We start from the raw sequence: 23,636 nt of genomic DNA, 5'->3' as shown, positions 1-23,636 counted from the left end.
TCCGGTCAGCGTCCGCCCACGTCCGCAGGTGCCTGCGGCCCTCCTCCGGCCCCGGGCCGGGAAAGGCTAGGCGCGGCCCAGGCCACGGTACGTCCAGCCCGCCGCTTCCCAGGTGGCGCGGTCGAGGGCGTTGCGGCCGTCGATGATGGCGGGGCGGGTGACGACGGGGGTGAGGTCGGCGGGGGTGAGGTCGAGGAAGGCGCGCCATTCGGTGAGGAGGAGAACGACGTCGGCGCCCTGGGCGGCGGCCACCGGGTCGGTGGCGTAGTCGAGTTGGGGCCGGAGCTTGCGGGCGTTGTCCATCGCCTTGGGGTCGTAGACGCTGACCAGGGCGCCGAGCGCGTGCAGCCGGGTGGCGACGTCGAGGGCGGGCGAGTCGCGGATGTCATCGGAGTCGGGCTTGAAGGCGGCGCCCCAGACGGCGATGCGGCGGCCGGCCGGGTCGCCGCCGACGAGTTCGGTGGCAAGCTGGACGACGCGTTCGCGGCGGCGGAGATTGACGGCGTCGACGTCGCGCAGGAAGTGCAGCGCCCGGCCGACGCCGAGTTCGTCGGCGCGGGCCTGGAAGGCGCGGATGTCCTTGGGCAGGCAGCCGCCGCCGAAGCCGACACCGGCGTTGAGGAAACGGCCGCCGATGCGGGTGTCGTACGACAGCGCCTCGCTGAGCCGGGTGACGTCGGCGCCGCTGGCCTCGCAGACCTCGGCCATCGCGTTGATGAAGGAAATCTTGGTGGCGAGGAAGGAGTTGGCGGAGACCTTGACCAACTCGGCGGTCGGCAGGTCCATTACGAGCATCGGCGGCCGCGGGTCGAGCGGGGCGTACACCTCGCGCAGCACGCTCTCGCCGCCGGGGGCGGCGGAGCCGATGCCGAAGACGAGGCGGTCCGGGCGCAGCGTGTCCTCGATGGCGAAGCCCTCGCGCAGGAACTCCGGGTTCCAGGCGAGCGCGGCGCCCGCGCCCGCGGGGGCAGCGGCGGACAGCCGCTCGGCGAGGCGCTGCGCGGTGCCGACCGGGACGGTGGACTTGCCGACCACCAGACAGGGCCGGTGCAGGTGCGGGGCGAGCGCGTCGATCGCGGCGTCGAGGTAGCTGAGGTCGGCGGCGCCGCCGTCACCGCGCTGCGGGGTTCCGACGCACACGAAGTGCACCTCGCCGAAGGCGGCGGCCTCCTCGTAGGAGTCGGTGAAGCGCAGCCGGCCGGTGCCGATCTGCTCGGTGACGAGGTCGTCGAGGCCGGGCTCGTAGAAAGGGGTGCGGCCGGCCCGCAGTGCGGCGATCCGGTCCGGGTCGACATCCACACCGAGGACGTCGTGGCCGACGGCCGCCATGCACGCGGCGTGGGTGGCGCCGAGGTAGCCGGTGCCTATCACGGTGAGCCGCATCGGGTTCCTTTCCTGGCCGGCGCGCGTGTGCGGGCACGGCTGAGCGCGCATGTCCGACCGCGGAGGCGCGAATACGATCGCCGCGGGCACACCAATGGGCCTGACGTACGCGGCGGAATGGACTGCGCACTATACCTTCGCGTTTCCACACGTCACACGCGTGCGGCGGCATACGCGGCCACCTGCGGATACGCCCCGCGGACGCCGGTCCGGGCAGAAGTCGTGTGGCGAACGTCATATGTCGACGACGGATTCCCACCGCCATACACCGCATTTCGACCACCCAAAAGCGGAATGTGATCGACCGAGAGCAAAAGATTCGCCTTCATTTCACCTGCGGGCGGGTGCCGTTGACACTCCGGGACCGTCATCGTCGGTCGTGCCCGAGGTCCAACGGGAAGCAAGAGGCCATCAAAACCGAGTGAAACGGGACATAGCACGTGATCCCGAAAGGTTGCGCTGGTCGGCCCTTCTTTCCCAAACCGTGCGCAAGCTATCTTCTACCGGGCCCGTACGATCCGCGTACGGTCAACAACGGTCAATGAATGGGCAAGGTTCCGACACGGAACCGCCCCGGGAGGGCGAGAGCCGGCATGCATTCAGTCGTCCACGCCGGAGCTCACCTTCACTGGTACGGAGCGACGGTCGGTTCGCTGCTGCTCGTGAAGCTGCTGCTGTCGATACGCAGGCGGCACAAGCCGGAACTCACCTTCCGGCACCACAAGCGCGGCTATTACGTACACGGCGTCGTGACCGTCTACAACGAGGCGCCGGCCATGCTGCGCCGCTGCCTGGAGTCGCTGCTCGGGCAGACCCTGCTGGTCGACTCGCTGACCGTGGTGGACGACTGCTCGACCGACATGTCCTGCGCGGCACTGGTCCGCGAGATGCGCCCGCAGTTCGAAAAGGCGGGCGTGCGGCTGGACTTCATCCGCTTCCCGGACAACCGCGGCAAGCGGCACGGCCTGGCGGCGGGCTTCGAGATGGCGCGCAACGCCGACATGTACATGTGCGTGGACTCCGACACGGTGCTCGACAAGCACGCGGTCGCGGAGCTGGCGGAGCCGTTCGGCAAGCGCCGCGTGCACTGCGTCACCGGCCTGGTCCTCGCGCACAACCGCGGCACCAACCTGCTCACCCGGCTGATCGACATGCGCTACGTCAACGCCTTCCTCGGCGAGCGCGTCGCGTACTCCCGGCTCGGCTCGGTGCTCTGCGCCTGCGGCTCGCTGGCGATGTACCGCGGCTGGGTGGTGCGCAAGTACCTCGACGACTTCCTCGACCAGCGCTTCCTCGGCCGCCCCGCCACCTTCGGCGACGACCGGCGGCTGACGTACTACTGCCTCACCGAGGGCCTGTCGCTGATCCAGCCGTCCTCGGTCGGCTACACCGACGTGCCGGAACGGCTCGGCCACTACATCCGCCAGCAGATCCGCTGGGGCAAGTCCTTCATCCGCGAGGGCTTCCTGCTGTTCGCCAAGTTCCGCATCGGCCGCATGTACTGGTGGCTGAACCTGATCGAGCTGGTCACCTGGGTGATCTTCACCGGCGGTCTGCTCAGCGCGCTGATCGTGATCGGGATGCACCCGACGAGCTGGAAGATCCTCGCGGTCTATCTCGCCTACATGTGCGTGATGGCCTGGATCCGCTCGGTCCACTACCTGCGCGGCGCGGTCACCGTCGGCTTCTTCGACCGGATGTTCACCTTCCTGTGCGCGCCGCTGTACGCGATCATGAACCTCGCGCTGCTGCTGCCGCTGCGCCTGTGGTCGCTGGCCACACTGCGCAGCACCAACTGGGGCACCCGTGCCACCGTCGAGGTCGGCGCGGACGACGAGGAGGCGCTCACCGAGGGCTTCCCGCAGAGCCTTCCGCAGAGCCTCCCGATACCCGCCCAGCGCGGCCCCCGGCCCCCGGAGGACGGGTACGGCTACGGGTACGACCCTGCTGACAGCTACGGCCACCAGGCGCTCGCGGGCGAGCCCGTACCGTACGGGCAGCAGCAGTACGGGCAGCAGCAGTACGCGCCCTCGCAGCACGGCGGTTACGCACCCGAGCAGCCGTACCCGTACTCGTACGGCGGCGGCCAGTAGTCCACCGGCGCGCGCCACCTGCGCCGCCTCGTCACATTCGTAGGAGTCGTCATGAGTTCCGCCCGCGGGCGCCGTCGTGCCCCGAACGACGGCAAACTGGCGACGACCTTCCGCGCCGTGGTCTTCTTCGCCCTGGTCGCCGGCGTCGTCTTCGTCAGCAGGCCGGTCTGGCACGGCAAGGACAAGAAGGACGAGGCGGCGGCCGGGCCGGGCGCCACCGCGGCGGCGCAGGCCGACGGCCGGGCGCCCGCGAAGGAGCTGCTGTCGGTGCGCTACCGGACCGGCACGAAGGTGGCGGCCTCCGCCTCCCAGCCCTGGCTGCAGATCGTCAATGTCTCCCCGGCGGACATCCCGCTGACCGGCGTGACCCTGCGCTACTACTTCACGCAGGAAGGCCGCGAGACGTACGCCGCCAACTGCATCTTCGCCGAGATCGGCTGCTCCAACGTCTCGGAGCGGATCGTCGCCCTGCCCGAGCCCGCCACCGGCGCCGACCACTACCTCGAGGTGTCCTTCACCGAACAGGCGGGCGCGCTCAAGCCGCAGGCCAACTCGGGGGCGATCGAACTCCAGCTCTACCGGCCCGGCGGGGGCGCGATGAAGCAGGACAACGACCGCTCCTTCGACGGCAAGGACGAGAAGACCTACGGCCCCAACAAGAACATCGCGGGGTACGTGGACGGCGCGCTGGCCTGGGGCACGGAACCGGCCGGCGCCGCGGCCAAGGCCCCGGCCGCCAGTACCGAGGCGATCCTGGCCGGCACCCTCTTCGACAACTTCCACTACTCGGGTCCCGAGGACCCGGCGCTGAACAAGCACGGCTGGGTGGTCCGCACCTCCAAGGGCGGCCCCGGCATCCTCGACACGTGGAAGTCCTCCGCGGTCTCCTTCCCCGCGGTCCCCGGCGCCCAGGGCGGGCCCGGCGGCAAGGACGGGCAGGTGCTCAACCTGCGCGCCACCACCGACGGCACCAAGGCGGGCACCTCGCAGGCGGAGATCCAGAGCGTGGACGTGCCCTTCCTCACCGGGACGTACGCGGCGCGGATCCACTTCACCGACGACCCGACGTCGGGCCCCAACGGCGATCCGATCAACGAGGACTTCTACATGATCTCGCCGCGGAACGCCAAGTACAGCGAGCTGGACGCCGAGTACCAGCCCAACGGCGGCTGGGGCGCGCCCGGTCCGCGGCTGGACACGACGACCTGGTACAGCGCCTTCAACTGCGGTGTGAAGACGTCCTCGACGTCCATCTACGGCTGCGACCGCACCACGCGGATCAACAAGACCAGCGTCGCGGGCTGGCACACGCTGGTGATCACCGCGGCCAAGGGCGTCGTGACGTACATGATGGACGGGAAGGTGCTGTTCACCACGGACGGCAAGTACTACCCGCGCGAGCCGATGTCCGCGAACTTCAACAGCTGGTTCGTGGACCTCAAGACGCCGATCTCCGGCACCCGGCAGTGGGACATGCAGGTCAACTGGTTCTACTACAACGCCGATCGGGCGATGACCCCGGAGCAGGTCGACAAGACCGTCGGCGATCTGTACGCGAACGGCACCAATTACGTGAACACCATCAAGAAGCACTGAGGCGGCTGCGGGAAGGGCCCCCGTCACCGGTGGTGACGGGGGCCCCTATCTGCGGCGTGTCCGCTAGCTGCCCGCCGCGGCTCCCGCCGCGATGAGTTGGCGGTTGATGTCGCGGACCGGGCCCGGGATGACCTTCAGGACCTCGCGGTCGTAGGTCACCAGACCGTTCAACTCGCCCTCCACATCGCTGATCTGCGTGTACACCGAGCCGGAGAGATCGCCTGCCGCGTCGGGCAGCAGCAGGCTGGTGTTGGCGACGTACGCCTTGGTCAGCTCCTCGATGGTGGGCACGTCGCCGTAGTTCTGGCCGCCGGAGACGCCGAGGATGTGGCCGGGGACGGTGAGGGAGTAGCCGCCGTGCTCGCCGTCGACGGCGGCGCGGGTGGCGTCCGGGGCCGGGGACGCCGGGCCGTGGTAGAGGTGGTAGTCGATCAGGTCACCGCGGCCCGAATCGCCCTTGGACGCACAGCAGTTGACGCCGGAGGCCGGGTCGACCAGGCGGCTGGGGTCCTGCTGCTTGACGGAGTCGGCGAGCGCGCCGGTGGCTTCCTTGGTCTTCTCGCCCCAGCCCTCGTTCATCATGGTCCAGATGACGATCGACGGGCTGCTGATGTGCTGGTCGACGATCTGGTGGACCTGGCCGGTGAAGGCCGCGTCGCTCTCGGGCGTCGCGTCGGGACCGGTGTTGCGGCTCGGCATGTCCTGCCAGACCATCAGGCCGAGCCGGTCGGCCCAGTAGTACCAGCGCGCGGGCTCCACCTTGATGTGCTTGCGCACCGCGTTGAAGCCGAGCTGCTTGTGCAGTTCCAGGTCCGACTTGAGGGCGGCGTCGGTCGGCGCGGTGTAGATGCCGTCCGGCCAGAAGCCCTGGTCGAGGGTGGCGAGCACGAAGGTCGGCTTCCCGTTCAGCTCCACCTTGTTGACGCCGCCGACCTGGCCGACCGAGATCGACCGCATGCCGAAGTACGAGCCGACGCTGTCGTAGGAGCGCCCGCTGGACAGGCTGACCTTGAGGTCGTAGAGGTACGGGTGGTCCGGGCTCCACAACTCCGGGTGCGGGATGCGCAGTTGGAGCTTGGCGCCGGCGCGGCCCGACACGCTGCCGACCCGCTTGTGGCCGGCGTACGCGGTGGCCGTGACCCTGGCGGAGGCAGGGGTGCCGGCCGCCGGGCGGACGGTGACCGACAGCGAGCTGCTGCTCAGGTCGGGCGTCAGGACGAGCGAGTCGATGCTCGCGCCGGCCACCGGCTCCAGCCAGACGGTCTGCCAGATGCCGGAGGTCGGGGTGTACCAGATGCCGCTGGGGCTGCGGGACTGCTTGCCGACCGGGGTGCCGTCGTCGGTGGTGTCCTTGACCTTCAGCAGCACCGTCTGCGGCCCGCGCCGGGTGAGCGCGTCGGTGACGTCGGCGGTGAACGCCTCGTAGCCGCCGACGTGATGGGCGACCTGCTTGCCGTTGACGTACACCCACGTCTCGTAGTCGACCGCGCCGAAGTTCAGGTGCAGGCGCTGGCCGGAGCCGATCCGCCAGTTGGCGGGGACGGTGAAGGTGCGCTGGTAGAGCGACCAGTCGTGGTGCGCGGCGACGCCGGACAGCGGCGCCTCCATCGGATACGGCACCAGGATCTTGTCGTTCAGCCTGCCGGTGGGCAGCGGGGCGTTCTCGTCGGTGGCCTGGAACTGCCAGGTCCCGTTGAGGTTCTGCCAGTTGGGCCGGGTGAGCTGCGGGCGCGGGTAATCCGGCAGCGGCTTGGCGGGGTTGACGTCCTTGGCGTACTTCGAGGCGAAGTACCAGGTGGAGTTGTTGGCCGCCAGGCCCGACAGCAGCGGTACGGGTCCGTTCGCCGTGGTCAGGCCGCCCTGCCCGTCGTAGCTGACGCGGACGTCGGTGTGCAGCGCGGCCGGGGTGTCGTCCTCGCCCTTGGTGAGCAGGAGTTGGGTGTGGTCGGCCGGGTTGACCGTCACCGTCGGCGTCCACCGGTTGCCGCCCGCGAGGACCGCGACGTGCGAGGCGATGTCGGATGGCAACGATGTCACGGCGCCGGGGAGCTGGAGCGTCGCCGTCGTACCGGACTTCGCCACCGTCGCGTCCACGGTCGGCGGGGTGAAGTCGGCCGGCAGGTGCAGCGCGTCGTCCGGGATCGCCTGCCGCGTGATGCCGGGGCCCGACCACTCGGTGGTGATGTACGCGCCGCCGTTGCCCTGGTTGTAGTCGAACGCCAACTGGTGGGCGCCCGCGGTCAGGGTGACCGGCTCGGAGGTGGTCTGCACGTCCCAGTCGGTCGTCCAGTGGTCGATCACGCTCGACCCGTCGAGCGACATCCGGAAGCCGTTGTCGCCCTTGATGTAGAAGGTGTACGTCCCGTCGGCGGGCACGTCGAGCTGTCCCGTCCAGTGCGCGGCCACGTTCAGCGTGGAGCCCGCGTAGGTGCGCAGGGTCGGCAGCAGGTCCTTCACGTTCAGCGACGGCTCGACGCCGGTGCTGCTGTACCGCGCGAAGTCCAGCGAGGTCGCGTCGGTGCTCAGGTAGTAGTCGGCGCGCAGGCCCTGCGCGGTGCCGGCGGCTCGCGGGGCGGCCCCGTCGGAGGCCGCCCCCGCCCCGGACGGCCCCGAGGCGGCGCCCGCCGCCGCCGGGGTCAGCAGTGCCGCGCCCAGCAGCAGCGGCACCAGTACGGCCAGTCGTCGGCGTCGATTCGGTGTGCGGGATATGCCTGGTCTCACTGCGGATACACCTCTCCGTGGGAGAACTCGGCGGCCAGGTTCGGGCCTGTCGTGTGGATCAGGCCCTGCGGCTCAACTGTCTTTCCAACGTTAGAAAACCTGGACCGGAGAGCATGAAACCAGGCACCCCAGGCGCCGTCCACCCTCCGCGCAAAGATTGTGGAAAATCCCCGGGACCGCCTCAGCGGTACCGTCCGGCATCAGCCGTCACGCCCGACATGGCCCGGCATGCCCCGGTCATCCGGACCGGGCGGGCGCGGCGACGCCGTACACCTGGGGGTTCTTTGCATCGTTAGAAAATGAGGGACCGTCAGGCAGTGCCGTCGAAACCGTCAGGCGGTCCCGTCGAAACCCTCAGGCAGTGCCGTGGAAGACATGGCTGCCGGCGCCGACGTGGTGGGTGGTCCAGGTGCCGTGCGGGGCCGGGACGAGGACGTCGGCGGTCGCGCCGACCGGGATCGTGACGCGCAGCGTGAGGCGGCCGTGGGCGCGGGTCCAGGAGGAGGTGACGCGGCCGAGCGGGGTGGTGACATGGGCGGCGGCGTGGGTGAGGTCGCCGACCGGGCTGGGCTGGATCCGCACCTTGGTGTAGCCGGGTGCGGCCGGCCGGATGCCCGCGACCCGCTGGTAGAGCCAGTCGGCGACGGTGCCGAGGAAGGCGTGGTCGTGGGAGCGCGAGGTGTCCTGCCACTCCTCCCACATCGTGGTGGCGCCCAGTCCCTGGAACCAGTAACCCCAGCCGGGATACGTCGGGTTGGTGGCCACCTGGTAGGCGAGGTCGCCCTCGCCGCCGTCGGTGAGGACCGGGAGGATCAGCTTGGTGCCGAGCGCACCGGTGTTGAGGTGGTCGCCGCGGGTCCTGATGTCGTCGGCGAGCCGGGCGAGCACGGCGGCCCGGTCGGCGGCCGGGACGATGCCGAGGCTCAGCGGCAGCAGATTGGACGTCTGCCGGTATCCCGCCGCCTTGTCGTCGTAGTACGCCTTCGCCTGAGGGTCGTAGAAGGTGGCGTTGATGGCGTCGGCCGTGCGCGTCGCGAGCGCCGCGAAGTGCGCGGCGTCGTCGGTGTGGCCGAGGGCGCGGGCGATCTTCGCCATCATCGCGGCCGTCTCGTTGATGTACGCGGTGCCGGCCAGGCGGGTGCCCTCGGGCGGGAAGGCGGCACCGGGCGCGACCCAGTCGCCGTAGCTGAATCCCGTGTAGATGCCGCCCGTTGCGGCGATCGTGTCCTCGTAGTGGTCCGTCCACCGCTTCATCGCCGCGTAGTTGTCGCGCAGCGGCCGGATGTCGCCGTAGTACCAGTACAGATCCCAGTTGATCAGTACGAAACTCGCCGACCAGACGGGGTCGTTGACGGCCTTGGCGCCGACGGTGCCGGGGACGGTGTGGCCGAGCGTGCCGTCGGCGTTCTGGTCGTCGCGGTGGGCGCGCATCCAGTTCTCGTAGAAGTTCTCCATGTCGAAGTTGGCGATCGCCGAGTCCGCGGTGAGGTGCGCGTCCGCGTCGTACGGCCGCTTCTCGTACATCGGGGTGTCGGTCGGAATGGAGTGCAGATTGTTCAGCGTCGTGTCGGCCTGGGCGGCCTGGTAGCGGTTGAGCAGGTCGCTCGAACTGCTGAAGTCGCCGGTGGCGGCCACGGCCGTGTGCACGCGCTCGGCCTTCACGGACGTGACGGTGACGCCGGCGGGCGCGTCGATCTGCACGTAGCGGAAGCCGTCGTAGCTGTAACTCGGCCGGTAGCTCTCGGAGTTGCCGCCCTTGAGGGTGTACGCGTACGACTGGAGCCCGGCGTTGTCGACGGTGCCGTCCGCGCGCAGCTTCTCGCCGTACGCGATGTGCACGACCGTGCCCGCCGGTCCGCTCATCGCCACGTCCGCCCAACCGGCCGTCGGCGTACCGACGTCGTAGACCTTCGTGCCGGCGGCAGGGGCGGTGACGGCGGTGACCGGCAGTGTGCCGGTCACCTCGATCGGCGGGAAGGACTGCGCGCGCAGCGTACCCGCGGGCGCGTCGACGCCGATCGCGGGGCGCCAGTCGGAGGCGTCGTAACCGGGTGAGTTCCAGCCAGCCCGGTCCAGGCGCGCGTCGTACGTCTCGCCGTACAGCACCGATTCGGTACGGGTCGGGCCGTCGGCGGCGCGCCAGCTGTCGTCGCTGGTCACCCGCTGGGTGCTGCCGTCGGTGTAGGTGATGTCGAGTTCCAGCTTGAGCTTCGGCTCGCTGTGCCAGGGCGAGGAATTCCACTCGTCCGGCTTGGTCATCGCGTAGTAGCCGCGGCCCAGGCTCACCCCCACGGTGTTGCCGCCGCCGGACCGCAGCTGCTTCGTGACGTCGTACGTCGCGTACAGCACCGTCTTGTCGTAGACGGTGAAGCCCGGGTCGAGTTCGTGGTTCCCGACGCGCTGCCCGTTGAGGTAGAGCTTGTAGTAGCCGAGGCCCGCGACGTACGCGCGGGCCGAGGCGATCCGGCGGCCGGCCGTGAAGTCCTTGCGCAGCAGCGGCTCGGGCGGGCTCGGCACGTTCACCGAGCTGTACCAGGGGGCGTCGCCGTAGTGCGCGGCCGTCAGCGCGGCGGGCCACGCGGTGTCGTCGAAGTCCGGCTGCTGCCAGCCGTCGGCCGCGCTGTCCGCGGCCTTCCAGCCGGTGTCGGTGACCAGGTCGAGCGGGTCGCCCGTCCCGGGCACGACGTGCAGCTTCCCGATCAACCCAGCAGGTCCGGGTAGGGAGTTGGTGGCCTGGACCGCGATCACATTGCGGCCCGGGCGCAGTTCGGGGCCGATGTCGACGAGCGTCGCCGTGCTCCAGGAGTCGGCGACCTGCGGCGAACGGGCGATCTCCTTGCCGTTGACGGACAGCACGAAGCTGTCGTCCGCGGTGATCTCGAACTGCGCCGACGTCACGGCGGTGCCCGCGGGCAGGTCGAAGCTCCGGCGGAAGTAACGGGTCGCGGCCGGGGCCGAGTCGGCGGGCTTGCCCTCCGGGTACCAGATCCAGTCCGCGCCCGTGAGGGTCGTCGTGGCGGGCTTCGACGGGGAGCCGATCCACTGCCCCTGGAACTGACCCGGCGTCAGGAACGCCGTCTCGAACCACGCGGGCGCGCTCCACCGCGACACCCGGTGCGCGCCGTCCCAGACCCGCACCCGCCAGTAGTAGCGGGTGCGCGGGCTCAGCGCCCGCCCGGCGTAGTCGACGTCGAAGGACCGCGACGACGCGACCCGCCCGCTGTCCCACACGTCCGCCCGCCCGCCCTGCGTGCTCGACACGGCGATCTCGTACGCCGACTGGGCCGCCGCGCCCTGCCCCTGGCGCCCGCGCGCACCGAGCGTCCACCCCAGGCGCGGCGCGGCCTCGTCGACCCCGAGCGGATTCACCTGGTGCTCGACGGTCAGGCCGCGCGCCTCGACGCTTCCCGACCCCGCGCCGCCCCCGCCGTACGCCCCGCCGTCCGCCTCGGCCGGCACCACCCCGAGCCCGGCCCCGAGCCCGAGAACCACCAGCACCGCCGTCACCACGCGCAGCTTCATCGCGACTCCTCCGCGGCCCGCCGCCGAGCCCTCGGGCAAAAAAATCGTTTCAAGCAAGCAGCGGTGAACCTAGGGCCGCCTCTCACAGAATTCAAGGGTGCTGCCGCGATGCGTCAACAATCCACGATTGAAACGTATTTGAAACCCTGACACCCCACCCGACATCGGATACACCCACCGCCGCCCGGGGGTGCCACCTCCGTCCATGAGCACGTCCCGTATCGGCCGCCCGCCCGCGCCTCGCCCCATACGCTGGAACGGATCGCTCGAAGGATCGCGCGAACGGATCCGGGAGCCGGTCGCGGGAACGCGTGCCACGCGAAGGGGGCCGGGATGACGGACGCGGAGATCGTGCGGTGGCTGGAGCAGTCCGCGCCGTACTTCACGGCGGCGATCGGCGCGTACGGGACGGCCGTCCTCACCCGGGCCGAGGATGCCGCGGCGGACAGCACGGTGACCGCGGGGCGACGCGCCCTCCAGTTGCTCTGGCGCCGGCAGAGCCGGCCCAGCCGCGAGGAACTGGAGCAGGCCGTGGCCGAGGCCGCCGCCGGTACGGGGGCGGAGGGCCCGCATGTCCCGGCCGCGCTGGGCGCGTTGCTGCTGCGGGCCCTGCGCGAGGACGCCGCGCTCCGCGCCGACGTCGCCGCGCTCCTTTCGGAACCGGACACCGGGACGGCTCCCGGCACTGCCCCGTGCCCGGGCACCGCCGCGGAACCGGCGGCGGAAGAGGGCCGGCCACGCCCCGGGGATCACAGCCCGACGGTGCGGCGCAGCCGGATCGGCGGCGACAACATTCAGATCGGCTCGGCGCGGGACGTCCGGATCCAGCGGGCCTGACCGGAATGCCAGGAACGGCGGCACGACACCCACGGCAGAGGCACGCGGCACAGGAACGCCCGGCACAGGAACGCCCGGCACAGGAACGCCCGGCACAGGAACGCCCGGCACAGGGGCACACGCGACGGGAGCGCCGGCAGCACGAGCACGCGCTGCGGAGGGGCCCGTGGCAGAACGCGGCGCCGCGCACAGCACCGAACGCGACCGCACCATGAGCGGCCCGCGTATCGACGGCTCGTGGATCGGCGGCCACAACATCCAGATCGGTGATGTCACCGGAGATGTGGCGATCCTGCTGGAGCGCCCGCTGTTCCGGCTGGAGATCCTGCGTCCTGGGCAGCCCGCGGAACTGCCCGACCGGGTCAGGCACCAGCCGAGCTATCTGCTGCACCCGGGAAGCCAGGTCGTCCCGTACCGGACGCCCACCGCGGACCTGGCCCGGCTGGCGCGGTGGCGCGACGGCCCCGAGGACCTTTCGGTACTGCTGCTCCACGGACCGGGCGGCCAGGGCAAGACGCGTACCGCACAGCACTTCGCCTCACGCGCCGCCGCCGACGGATGGTCCGTCGCCCAGGCCAGGGACCTCACGACGACCGCGCCCCTGCTCCCCCGCGCCGACGGCGGGACGGCCGAGCGGCTGCTGATCGTCGTCGACTACGCCGAGCGCTGGAGCCACCCGAACCTCCTCGCGATGCTCGACTGGACCCGCGCGGCGGAGCCCGCCCGGGTGATCAGAGTCCTGCTGCTGTCCCGGACCGGCACCCACCTGTGGGACCGGCTGGACGCGGAACTGGACGGCTTCGGCATCGCGTCCGCCCCGCCGATCGCGCTGTCCGGCTTCTCCGGGATCTCCGGACCCGCCCGTGAGCACCTCTTCGCGGAGGCGACCGACGCCTTCGCGCACGCCCTCGACATCCCCGCCCGGCCGTGGCGCGTCCCCGACGACCTGGCGGACGCGTCGTACGCCTCTCCGCTCACGCTCCACATGGCCGCTCTCGCCGCGGTGCTGTCGGCCGACGAAGGCACGGTGCCGACCGCGGACGGCGTGACACCACGACCGGACACCTCGGCCACGCCGGACGGTTCGGCCACTCGGCCCGCCGACATCAGCCGCTATCTGCTGCTGCACGAGCAGCGCGCGTGGAACGCCGCCGCGGACACGCACACGATGCGCACGCTCGTCGTCCTCGCGACGCTCTTCGGCCCGTTCCGCACCCGGGAATCCGCCCGCCGGCTGCTCCTGGCCGCGGCCGTCGCCGACAGCCCGGCGGAGGCGGACAGAGCGCTTCGGGCCCATGGAACGCTGTATCCGGCCCACAGCCATCTGGCGCCACTGCATCCCGACCGGTTCGGCGAGGACTTCCTCGGCTGGCATCTGGACCGCGACCCGGCCGCCGCGGACGATCTCGCCGCGCTGCTCACAGGTGACGAAAGCCGCGGCCACGGACTGCGGGACGGCGACATCCGCCAAGCGATGATCGTCCTCGCCAACGCGGCGCGCCACACCTCCGCACGCGACCTGCTCAACCGCCTCGTCTTCGCCAGGGTGGACCTGGCCGAGTCGACACCCGACGTCGTCCTCGCGGTGGCCGGACACCTTCCGCCGGCCGCGGCGCTGCTGATCGTCATGCGGCCCTCGCGCGGCGTGGAACTGGCCCACGCCCGGCTCGAATTGGTGCGGAGTCTGGTGGCCGCCACGCCCGCGGACATACCTGCTCTCGCCGCGATCGGGATCCGCAGGATGTACGGGCTGGAGCTGCTCGCCTGCGGAGAGACGGGGCAGGCCGCCGACGTCCTCGGCGAGGCCGTAAGGCTGTCGCAGGCGCATCTCGACGATGCCGAGACCACCGATCCAGAGGAACTGGCGGAGCTGCTCCACCTCTACACCCAGGCGCTGGTGGGGCACGCCGCGCCCTGCGAGACCGTGCGGACCACGGTCGAGTCGATCAGAACGCTGCGGGCCGAGCGCGCGGGACGGTCCGCGGCCGACGACATCCATCACACGAACTGTCTCGCGGGGGGCCTGAGCAACTACGCCAAGTCGCTGCACGACGCAAAAGACCCGCACAGCTCGCTGCGCGCCGCCGAGGAGGCGCGGGAGCTGTACCGGGAGTTGGTCGCACTCGGCGAGGAACAGGCCGACAAGGCCCTCGTCCGCACACAGGCCCGGATCTCGTCCCTGATGCACGACCTCGGCCGCTTCGAGGACGCGGTGCGCACCGGGCGGCCTGCTGTCGACGCCTTGCGCCGGCTGTTCGCGGACGACGCCGACACCCACCGGGAGCATCTCGCTGTCACCCTGTACAACCTCGCGCTGAGCCTGGAGGACCTGGGCGAGCCCCAGGAGGCGGCCGCGGCCATGGCGGAGGCCGCCGAGCACTACCGCTACCTGACCCAGCACATTCCGCGGCTGTTCCTGGCCGAGTTCGGCAGTTGCCTGTTCCACCTCGCAGGCGTGTACGAGACCCTCCACCGCACCGGCGAACTGATCGGCGTACGCCTGGAGTCGGCCACCGTCGACCGGCAACTGCGCGACATGGGGCTCGTCGATGACGACCGCAGGCTCGCCATCACGCTCCTCCTGCTCGGCCAGAATCTGGAGCAGGCCGGGTCCCACCGGCAGGCGCTGTCGGTGCTGACCGAGGGCCTGGCCCTGGTCCCGGCCCTGCCTGCGCCGGTACCGGACCGGATGGCCGATTACGTGAACAGCACCCTGATCCGGCTCAGCCGAGTGCACAACGCGCTGGGGGACCATGCCGCCGGTCTGGTGGCTGCGCGGGACGCGGTCGGCCGGGCCCGCCTGGCGGCCCCTGCCGACGGTACCGGCGCGCTCGACGGGCCGCTCGGGACCCTCGGCTTCGCCCTGGAGCAACTGGCGAACTGCCTCCCGCCGAAGAATCCCGAACACACCGCCGCCAAGACCGAGTTCATGGAGATCTTCGGGCTCGGTCCGGACGATCTCGCCGATGCCCTGGCGGACGACGCGGACGACGCGGACGAGGACAGCGTCACGGGGTGACGCGCCGCCGCGGAAGCGGATCGGAAGCGGGCGGGATCTGGCCGGGGAAGCGGCGGGGCTGGTCGCATGCGGGGGTCACACCGGCGCACGACGAACGTTGGAGCGGTCCATGAGCGACCCCGGTCTGCCACACGCGCACACGCTGTCGAATTCCGCGCAGCCGCCCGAGCCGCCGGCGGCGGCGCCTTACGGGGGCAAGCCGGTGCCCTATCGGGGGGTGGGGCTGATACCGGGGGCGGGGGCCGCGCGCACCTGGGGGCTGACCGTGATCGCGGTGCCGCTGCTGCTGATCGTCGTGCTCGGTCTGGTCGGCGCCGGGTCGGGCGGCTCCGGGTCCGGCGCGGGTGCCGGTTCCCCGTGGTCCGGGGGCACCACCACCGGCGATGACGACGGGACGCGGTCCGGGAGCCTGCTGCCGTCCTGGACCCCTCCCTCGGCGGAGGTCCAGGACACCTACGGCGACCCGGACACCGCCACCGCCGATCCCGCGACCGATACGCCCGGCAGCCTCTTCGGCGACCCGTCGGCCCCGGATCCGGGGACCACCACGGACGCAAGCACGGACACGGACACCGGCACCGCCACGCCCGCCGACGACCCGCGCGCCGTGGTCGCCGCGTACTTCGACGCCATCAACAACCGTGACTGGCCCACGGCTTGGCGGCTCGGCGGGCAGAACCTCGACAGCGACTACGACACCTTCGTGCGCGGCTACGCCACCACCGAGCACGACACCGTCTCCGTCGTCTCCGTGGAACCGGCCGCCGCCGGCCAGGTCGTACGGCTGACGCTCGACGCCACGCAGACGGATGGCACGACGCAGTCGTACGACGCCGCCTACACCGTCAGCGACGGCGTGATCGTCAGCGGCACCGCGACCCCGGCCGGCTGACCGCCGCCGTACCCGCACACCGCCCGTACCCCGACGTCCGAGCCGCCGCCGTACCCGTACGGCCGGAGACAGGAGCCGATGCACCGTGACCATGACCCGGCCGCCGCAGCCCCGACCGCCCGAACCCCCGGAACCGCCGGGCGTGCCACCCGCCGCGCGGGCGTACGCGCGGACGAAGGCCACCCGCCTGCTGTCGGCGGGGACGTATCTCCATCCGGTCTACCGGAACACCGTGATCAGGGAGTTGGCGCGCAACCGCTTCCGGGTGGTCGCGCCCTCGTACGGCTACGACGCCGTGACCGTGCTCGCGCACGCGCTGGCCGCGCGGCGGCTGCGCCGGATGCAACTGTGGCTGAGCGGCGGCGCGGTGGCGGTCGGCCTGCTGCTGGTCAACGGCGGCGCGGTCGGCGGCACCTTCGGGCTGCTGCTGGTGTGCTGGCTGGTGTGGGCGGCGGCGTATCTGCGCCGCGTCGTCACGCTGCACACCCTGATGACACGACTCAAGGAGACCACCGAGGACGGCGGTTTCGACGGCGCGCACCCGGTCGCCGGCGCGCTCACCCCGGCGCTCGCGCGCAAGATCGACCGCGAGCAGTCGGTGAGCGACAGCCTCGTCTTCTACGGCGGCTTCCGCCCGTTCGTCGGCGCGGGCGAGCCGATGTCCGACTGGTCGAACGCCCAACTCCTGCTCGGCGCACGGCAATTGCGCGTCATCCCCAAGGACAGGGACGGCACGCGGTCCGGCGATCCGCAGGGTCAGGGCCCCGGCCTCGACACCGAGCAGCGCAAGACCGTCATCCCCTTCACCGTGGACGGGATCACCGCCTACGTCGCGGAGCGGATGGCCGCGGAGCTGCGCGAGGAGACCCGGCAGGACGAGCGCATCGAGGGGCTGACCGTCGAGCGGCGCCGCTTCACGACCGCGATCCGCACCAACGACCGTACCCGCGGCACCGGTTGGTCGCAGCTGCCCGGCATGGACGACCTGCCCGCGGTGCACTGGCGCGAGGACTACGACTCGGCGCGCGAGTACCTGTGCGTCCGGATCGGGTCGTGGAACGAGGAGTTGGTGACCTCGATCTTCGTCGGCTTCGACCTCAAGGGAAACACGCTGCACACCGAGTTCTACCCGTACGTGCTCGGGCCGCTCGTGGAGGACTTCCACCTGGTCGACCGGCTGCCCGACGCCTTCGACGCGCGGCTGGCAGTGAAGGTCGCCTGGGACATGGCGACGGCCGCGCCGCGTTCGGTCCTGTCGCTGTGGCTGTGGCCGCTGCGGGTGCTGCCCGAAGGCGCCCTGCCGTCGTCGCTGCGCACCCTGGTACGGCCCGCGCGGCGCGGCAGCCGCGCGATCCGGATCGAGGCGGCGGAGAAGAGGGAGGACAGCAGCGAATTCAGGCTTGGCCGTTACGTCACGAAGTCCGTGAACTGCGGTGCCCTGATGAGCGTCCGGGAGATGGCGACCAACGACCACTACCACCATTTCTTCCAGAAGTCCGACGCCCTGAAGTACAAGCAGATCGTGGAACGCCGACTGCTGGAGATCATTCGCACCTTCCTCTCCGAGCACAACGTCGATCTCGCCGATCACGACCGGGCGCAGAACAACATCCTCAATTACGAGGACAAGAGCCAGAACGTATCCGGCTCGGGTCACAGCAACATCAGCTACAACAACAATCCGTCGGCCGATTCCGGCCCGGCGCAGAGCCAGGGGGACTGACCGCATGAGCGACACGGCGCGTTATCACGACCAGAGCCAGAACGTCTCCGGCAGCGGGCACAGCAACATCAGTTACAACAACAACGGGCCGGCCGCTCCCCCGCGGCCCGCGCAGGCACCCGAAACGGCACACGAGCCGGCCCCGGCGCCCGTACCCGTACCGGCGGGACTGAGCAGCAGCCGCGCCCGCAATGTCTTCGTCGTGCACGGCCGGGACGAGCAGATGCGGCAGGCGACCTTCGGGCTGCTGCGGCGGCTCGACCTGCGCCCGCTGGAGTGGGAGGAGCTGGTGCGGGCCACCGGGAAAACGGCGCCGTACATCGGCGAGGTGGTGGCGAACGCGCCGTCGCTGGCGCAGGCCGCGATCGTGCTGCTGACCCCGGACGACACCGCCAAGCTGCACCCCGAACTCCTCGGCGACTACGAGCGGGTGGACGAGGTGCAGTACACCGGGCAGCCGCGGCAGAACGTGCTGATCGAACTGGGCATGGTGCTGATGGCCTACCCGGAGCGGACCATCCTCGTCGAGGTCGGGCGGCTGCGGCACGCCACCGACATCGAGGGCCTCAACGTCATCCGCTTCGACGGCTCGACGACCTCGCTGGAGAAGATCGTCGCCCGGCTGAAGGGCGCCGGATGCCTGGTGGACGACGCGCGCCCCGACTGGCGGGAGACGTCGTACTTCCAGAACCTGTCGGCGTACCGGCGGCTGCCCTGACGTAGCGTCACATCCACCAGGCGGGCGGTCCTTTACGGGGCCGCCCGCCTCCGCGTACGGGCCGCCCGCCTCCGTCTGCCCCGGCAGGGGTCTCACGCGCCCTCCACGCCCGTCGCCAACGTCCGCAGGAAAGCGGCGACTTCGGGCATGTTGATCCGCTCCAGGTCGGCGGGCCTGATCACCAGGCGCAGTTCGCGGCAGACGGCGCCCTCGCGCGAACGGGCGATGAAGGACATCAGGATCAGCCGCAGCAGGCTCTCGCGGTCCAGGAAGTCCAGCCGGGACAGCCCCGCGCCGACCAGCGGCATGGCCACCGTGTCGGACCGCGCGTAGCGGCCGACGGTGTCCCACAGCCGGTTGAGGCTGACCACGAGGTCCGCCACGCCGGAGGACGCCACGAGGTCGTTGCCCATCCGGGAGTAGGCGGCGGCGAAGGTCAGCCGCGGCCGGGCGCCGAGCACCGCGACGGTACCGAGCGGATACCGGTCGAGCTTGCCGAGCGGCTTGCGCTCCCGCTCCTCGCGCGCGGCGGGGGTGAACGGGGCCAGCGCGAGGGCGAGTTCGGCGTCCAGCAGGGCCGGGTCGCCGTCGTAGCGGCGGGCGGTCAGCTGGCCCTGCACGCTGGCGTCGTGGATGACCAGGCCGCCGGCCGCCGAGGTGTCGAAGGTGTCGGTGAAGCCGACCACCAGATGCGCGTCGGTCTGCTCGAACAGATCGCCCGCCACGACCGTCACCGTCATGTCCGGCCGCCGGAATTCCTGCCGCACCCGCCGCACCGGCCGCGCCCGTACGGCCCCCCACAGCACGCACACCGCCACCGACCCGGCCGTCACCGAGACCGCGGCCGGGCCAGGACCGGGAGTGCTGTCCGGGAAGAACTGCGCCACGAACTGAAGTGCCGCGGAAATTCCGCCGAATGCGGCAATCGTATTGCGCGCGAAGATCTGCTGTGCCCGGCGCGTCAGTCGCGGCCGGGTCCGTACCCGCGTCCGTACAGGTGTCCGTACGCGCGTCCGTATCCGCCCGGCGGGATCAGCCGAACTCATGGAATTGCCTTGCCGAGTTGCTAATCTGGGAATCGCTCCCGGGGGGGATGCGGCGCGACCGGCCGATATGAGTGGGGAAGCAATGGCACGCATCGGAATTCACGTGCTCGGGCCGCTGCGGCTCGAAGTCGACGGCAATGCGGTACGGCTGACGCCGCTGACCACGCGGCTGCTGGTGCGGCTGGTGGCGGCCGACGGCGAGGCCGTGCCCGTACGTCAACTGCGCCGCGATGTCTGGGGGTTGGCGGACGAGCCGCGGCATCAGGCACAGCGCAGCCGCAATGAGGTGCAAAAGCGGGTCCTGGAACTGCGGCGCGCCCTCGACCCGGCACAGGACGGCACCGCCGCCCGGCTGCTGCGCACCGAACAGCAGGTGACCGTCGGCGGTGCGGAGACGGCGTACCGCCTTGCGGCGCGTCCCGAGGAGCTGGACTGCGCGCGGTTCACCGCGACCGTCGGCGACGCGCTGCTCGCGCCGCCCGCGACCGCGGCGCACCGGCTGGCCGAGGCGCTGGAGCTGGTGCGCGGCCGGCCGCTGGCCGAGGTCAACGGGGAGGAGTTCGCCGACCCCTTCATCCGGCGTCTGGTCACACTCCAGGACGCCGCCCGGCGCGGCCTGGTCCGCGCGCGGACCGAACTGGGGCGGCCCGATCTCGCGCTGCCTGTCGCCGAGTCGATCGTCCGCGACCACCCCGACGACCCGGACGCGGCCCGCACCCTGGAGTCGCTGCGGGCGGCGCTGCGGGCCCGGCACGGCGCAGAACTGCTGCGGCACGCGGTGCCGTTGACCGGCCGGCGGGTCGATGTGGTGCTGGTGCAGGGCGATGTGTTCGAGCAGGGCGACGCCAATCTCGTGGTCGGCTTCACCGACACCTTCGACACCGACACCGGCGAGGACGTCGTCATCAGCCGGGGCAGTGTGCAGGGCCAGCTCGTGGACCGGCTCTTCCTCGGGCAGCGGCGGCTGCTGGACGAGAAGTTGCGGGCCGCGCTGCGGGCGGTCCCGCCGGTCGGCACGGAGAGCGTGCGCGCCAAGCCGCGCGGCCGGCGGGTGCGCTATCCGGTGGGCACCACCGTGGCCGTACCGGTCGGCGGGCGGCGGGTGTTCGCCACCGCGTACTCCCGGCTCGGCAATGATCTGGTGGCCCGCTCCGGCCGGGACGACCTGCGGGTCAGCCTCGACCGGCTCTGGGACGCGGTCGCGCTGCACGGCCAGTTCCGGCCGCTGGCCGTCCCGCTGCTCGGCTCCGGTCTCGCCCGCGTCACCGATCTCGACCGCGGACAGCTGGCCGCGCTCATCGTCGGTTCCTTCGTCGCCGCCTGCGGCCGGCACAGCGCGCTCACGCCCGAACTGCGCGTCGTCGTACGGCCCGACGACCTCGCGGGCACCGATCTGACGCCGGTCGAACGGCTCTTCCAGGGGCTGCGGGGCGCACACGACACGGTGGAGGCCACGGCCGACCGCGAATAGCCGCTCGGCGCGGGCGCATTCGCGGGTGTGGTCGCGGATACGGTCGCGGGCACGTTCGCGAATGTCGTCGCGGGTACGGTCGCGGATGGTGTCGCCGGTACGGTTGCCGGCACGTTCGCGGCCGCTCGTGCGCGCATGGCCGACGACGGCGGGGGCCGGGTGCCCGGCAGGTTCCGACCGGCTCCTCCGCATCCCGCGTTCCCCCTGTGCGTCGGTGCCGTCGGCCCCCGCGGGCCGCCGCGCGGACCGCCCCGGACTCCCGGCCCCCACGAGCACCACTCCACCCCGTCCGCCGCTTCCGCGGTAACCCACCGCCCGCTTCCGCACCGCTTCCGACGGCGCGGGCGTACGGGAGACGGGGCCCGGCGCCCGGGGTTCGGGGCGTACGGTTCTGCCGCCCCGTGGGACGGGACGCGTCAGGCGGCGCTGAGCAGGGACTGCAAATGGTCGACGGTGGCCGGGGACTCGCGCTGGAGTCCCGCCAGGTCCAGGCCCTCGTCCGCGAGGATCACCAGCAGCGCGTGGTCGCCCACCGCGAGGACGACGACATAGCCGCCGTTGCAGCGGGTGACGACCTCACGGAGCCCGCCGAGGCCGACCTCCGCGGCCGTACGGCGGCCGAGGCCCAGGCTCGCGGCGGCGAGCGCCGCCACCGACTCGGGCTGGGCGGTCGCGGTGTCGGCGGCCACCAGCAGCCCGTCCGAGGTCGAGATCACCGTTTCGTTGACGCCCATCACGCTCTCGCGCAGGGACTTGAGCGAGGCGACGAGCGCTTCGTACGGGGCGGCACTGGTCATGGTGCACTCTCCTCGGGGAGGCCGGTTCCGGTCCCGCTCACGGGGGCGGGTGGTCCTGCGTTCGGTATCTGGGTACGGCCGCGCGGCCGTCCGCCGCTGCCGCCCGGGACGCGCCGGGGCAGCGGCCGGTCACCGGAAGGGGCGCCGGCCGGGGCGTACGGTTCGGCCGCCCGCGCCGTCAACAGCGGGGCGGGTACGGGCTGTTCCGCCGCTCGGCCGGCGCCGCCCGGGGCGGCCCTGGCCAGGTCGAGCAGCACCGGGTACACCCCGCGGCCCAGCGCGAACGCGAGGTCGCGCGGTGTGCGGCGGCCGTCGGCGCGCAGCAGCACCGTACGGGTGCGGGCGCCGAGCCGGTCCAGGCCGGCGCGGCCCGCGGCGGACACCGGAGGGACCGGGCGGCGCGCGAACTCGGCGACGGACGGCAGGTGTTCGCGCAGCGTGCGCTGCCGCAGCGCGGTCTCCTCGGCCAGCCGCGCGGGCTCCTGGCCCGGCCAGGCGGCGAGTTCGGGGACCCGGCCGGCGTCGGTGCGCCAGCCCGTGACGGGTTGCAGCGCCATCGCGAAGGCGCCGTCGTAGAGCGCGGCGGTGCACACGAGGTGGAGTTCGGCGGCGGAGACCAGGCCGCGGCCGGTCAACGACCGTGCCAGGTCGCCGGTTTCGGCCAGCGCGGCGAGCGCCGCCTCCCAGTCCGGCTCGCCGATCCTGCCGGACTTCAGCAGCAGCGAACGGGCGGACGGCGCCGCCGGTGTCTCCACCGCGCCGACCAGTCCGTCGCGCAGGAAGAGGGTGCCGCCGGCGCCGCCCGTCACCTCGACCGCCCCGGTGAAACCGTCCTGCCGCAGCGCGTTGAGGAGCGACGGCACATTGCGCGGCTCCCGGCGGCCGGTGCCGTCCGTCATGCGAACAGGCCCTCCGCGGCCGTCGCGAGCTGCCGTGCGGCCAGGGCCGGATTGGTGTGCGCCCGGTCGAGCACGGCCGAGAGCAGGACCGGGTCACCGCCCTGTCGCGGCAGCACGCTGACGAGGTGGTACGTATGGCGGGCGGTCACCGTCACGCTCTCCAACTCGCCCTCCGCGCCCGCCCGGTGGAGGCCGTCCTCGATCAGTGCCAGGAGCCGCCACACGTCGTGCCCGCTGCCGGCCGCCGCGCAGTCGCCGGCCTCGGCGTAGGTGAGGCCGGTGGCCGCGTCGATCAGTGCCGTACCCGAGGCGGCGGCAGCCTCCGGTCCGCCCGTGGCGGAATGGATTTCGCCGAGCACGGTCTCCAGCGCGTTCACAGGCACCCCTTCACTTTCGAACACCTGGCAGAGTACTTTAACGCCGAACTCTTTCAACCGTGATCGTGTCCAGAGGTTTTTCATTCACGCCGGTCCCCGCCCGCGCGGCGCGTTCGTCCGGGGACCGGCCCACGCAGCAAGGAATTTCCCGTGAACATTGATGCAGCACTCAAAGAGGCGACGTCCGTCGACGGCGCGATCGGGGCGGCGCTCGTCGACTACGAGAGCGGCATGGCGCTGGGCACCGTCGGCGGCGGCACCGGGCTCGACCTGGAGGTCGCCGCGGCCGGGAACACCGAGGTCGTCCGGGCCAAGGTCCGCACGCTGTCGATGCTCGGGCTCGACGACACGGTCGAGGACATCCTCATCACCCTGGGCACGCAGTATCACCTGATCCGGCTGCTCAGCGGCTCCAACGGCTCCCTCTTCCTCTACCTCGCGCTCGACCGCAGCCGGTCCAACCTGGCGCTGGCGCGGCACGTGCTCAAGCGGGTCGAGGCCGAGCTGGAGGTCTGAGGCGGCGGCCGTACGGCGCGGTCGGC

The 23,636-nt window shown here is 71.7% G+C and carries 16 protein-coding genes; 9 read left to right on the top strand and 7 right to left on the bottom strand.

Translation table 11 applies throughout. From position 1 onward, the window contains the following. Positions 1-66 precede the first annotated feature (66 nt). Positions 67-1,383: a UDP-glucose dehydrogenase family protein gene (locus tag BM076_RS05385; RefSeq protein WP_093712144.1), complete on the bottom strand. Its 1,317-nt coding sequence runs from the start codon at positions 1,381-1,383 to the stop codon at positions 67-69. Between the two features lie 593 nt (positions 1,384-1,976). On the opposite strand from BM076_RS05385, the gene BM076_RS05380 reads away from it, so the two are divergent. Both BM076_RS05380 and BM076_RS05375 read left to right on the top strand, forming a co-directional pair. Further along, complete coding sequence (locus BM076_RS05380) at positions 1,977-3,476, top strand: glycosyltransferase family 2 protein (RefSeq protein ID WP_177246330.1); 1,500 nt, start codon at positions 1,977-1,979, stop codon at positions 3,474-3,476. A gap of 51 nt (positions 3,477-3,527) precedes the next feature. Then, complete coding sequence (locus tag BM076_RS05375; RefSeq protein ID WP_093712142.1) at positions 3,528-5,072, top strand: cellulose binding domain-containing protein; 1,545 nt, start codon at positions 3,528-3,530, stop codon at positions 5,070-5,072. A gap of 63 nt (positions 5,073-5,135) precedes the next feature. Here BM076_RS05375 and BM076_RS05370 read toward each other — a convergent pair whose 3' ends face one another. Both BM076_RS05370 and BM076_RS05365 read right to left on the bottom strand, forming a co-directional pair. Further along, on the bottom strand, positions 5,136-7,793 hold the full coding sequence (locus BM076_RS05370) for a PA14 domain-containing protein (protein WP_093712141.1): 2,658 nt from the start codon (positions 7,791-7,793) through the stop codon (positions 5,136-5,138). Positions 7,794-8,147: 354 nt separating this feature from the next. Beyond that, on the bottom strand, positions 8,148-11,315 hold the full coding sequence (locus BM076_RS05365; protein WP_093712140.1) for a family 78 glycoside hydrolase catalytic domain: 3,168 nt from the start codon (positions 11,313-11,315) through the stop codon (positions 8,148-8,150). A 333-nt stretch (positions 11,316-11,648) separates the two neighbouring features. Here BM076_RS05365 and BM076_RS36470 point away from each other — a divergent pair, with 333 nt between their 5' ends. From BM076_RS36470 to BM076_RS05340, 5 genes are all read left to right on the top strand, one after another. Next, positions 11,649-12,152, top strand: a complete 504-nt coding sequence (locus BM076_RS36470) for a hypothetical protein (RefSeq protein ID WP_093712139.1) — start codon at positions 11,649-11,651, stop codon at positions 12,150-12,152. Positions 12,153-12,318: 166 nt separating this feature from the next. Continuing rightward, positions 12,319-15,171: a tetratricopeptide repeat protein gene (locus BM076_RS05355; RefSeq protein WP_177246329.1), complete on the top strand. Its 2,853-nt coding sequence runs from the start codon at positions 12,319-12,321 to the stop codon at positions 15,169-15,171. A 109-nt stretch (positions 15,172-15,280) separates the two neighbouring features. Beyond that, positions 15,281-16,063: a hypothetical protein gene (locus BM076_RS05350; RefSeq protein ID WP_245795729.1), complete on the top strand. Its 783-nt coding sequence runs from the start codon at positions 15,281-15,283 to the stop codon at positions 16,061-16,063. Between the two features lie 91 nt (positions 16,064-16,154). After that, the gene (locus BM076_RS05345) at positions 16,155-17,786 is read left to right on the top strand and encodes a hypothetical protein (protein ID WP_245795754.1); all 1,632 of its coding nucleotides are present in this window, start codon (positions 16,155-16,157) and stop codon (positions 17,784-17,786) included. Positions 17,787-17,790: 4 nt separating this feature from the next. Further along, positions 17,791-18,504 (top strand): TIR domain-containing protein, encoded by a 714-nt coding sequence (locus BM076_RS05340; RefSeq protein WP_093712138.1) that lies wholly within the window; start codon positions 17,791-17,793, stop codon positions 18,502-18,504. Positions 18,505-18,596: 92 nt separating this feature from the next. Here the strand turns inward: BM076_RS05340 and BM076_RS05335 are convergent, their stop codons facing one another. Then, positions 18,597-19,391, bottom strand: coding sequence for a macro domain-containing protein (locus BM076_RS05335; RefSeq protein WP_245795728.1), 795 nt, complete (start codon positions 19,389-19,391; stop codon positions 18,597-18,599). 241 nt (positions 19,392-19,632) lie between these two features. Between BM076_RS05335 and BM076_RS05330 the strand changes: the two genes are divergently transcribed. After that, positions 19,633-21,021, top strand: coding sequence for a macro domain-containing protein (locus tag BM076_RS05330; protein ID WP_177246328.1), 1,389 nt, complete (start codon positions 19,633-19,635; stop codon positions 21,019-21,021). 416 nt (positions 21,022-21,437) lie between these two features. Here the strand turns inward: BM076_RS05330 and BM076_RS05325 are convergent, their stop codons facing one another. Genes BM076_RS05325 through BM076_RS05315 form a run of 3 tightly spaced genes read right to left on the bottom strand, consistent with a single transcriptional unit; the run spans position 21,438 to position 23,100 of the window. Next, entirely contained in the window at positions 21,438-21,818 is a 381-nt protein-coding gene (locus BM076_RS05325) for a roadblock/LC7 domain-containing protein (RefSeq protein WP_093712137.1), read from the bottom strand. After that, positions 21,815-22,717 carry a hypothetical protein gene (locus BM076_RS05320; RefSeq protein WP_093712136.1) on the bottom strand — a complete coding sequence of 301 codons (903 nt, stop codon included), beginning with the start codon at positions 22,715-22,717 and terminating at the stop codon, positions 21,815-21,817. The genes BM076_RS05325 and BM076_RS05320 overlap by 4 nt, the downstream gene beginning before the upstream one ends. Continuing rightward, a complete protein-coding gene (locus tag BM076_RS05315) occupies positions 22,714-23,100 on the bottom strand; it encodes a hypothetical protein (protein ID WP_245795727.1) in 387 nt (128 codons plus the stop codon). Before BM076_RS05315 ends, BM076_RS05320 begins: the two co-directional genes overlap by 4 nt. 144 nt (positions 23,101-23,244) lie before the next feature. Here BM076_RS05315 and BM076_RS05310 point away from each other — a divergent pair, with 144 nt between their 5' ends. Then, positions 23,245-23,610 (top strand): hypothetical protein, encoded by a 366-nt coding sequence (locus BM076_RS05310; protein ID WP_093712135.1) that lies wholly within the window; start codon positions 23,245-23,247, stop codon positions 23,608-23,610. Positions 23,611-23,636: the final 26 nt, after the last annotated feature.

The organism is Actinacidiphila alni (assembly GCF_900112845.1).
Lineage (GTDB): Bacteria > Actinomycetota > Actinomycetes > Streptomycetales > Streptomycetaceae > Actinacidiphila > Actinacidiphila alni.
This window is presented reverse-complemented; position numbering and strand designations above follow the sequence as displayed.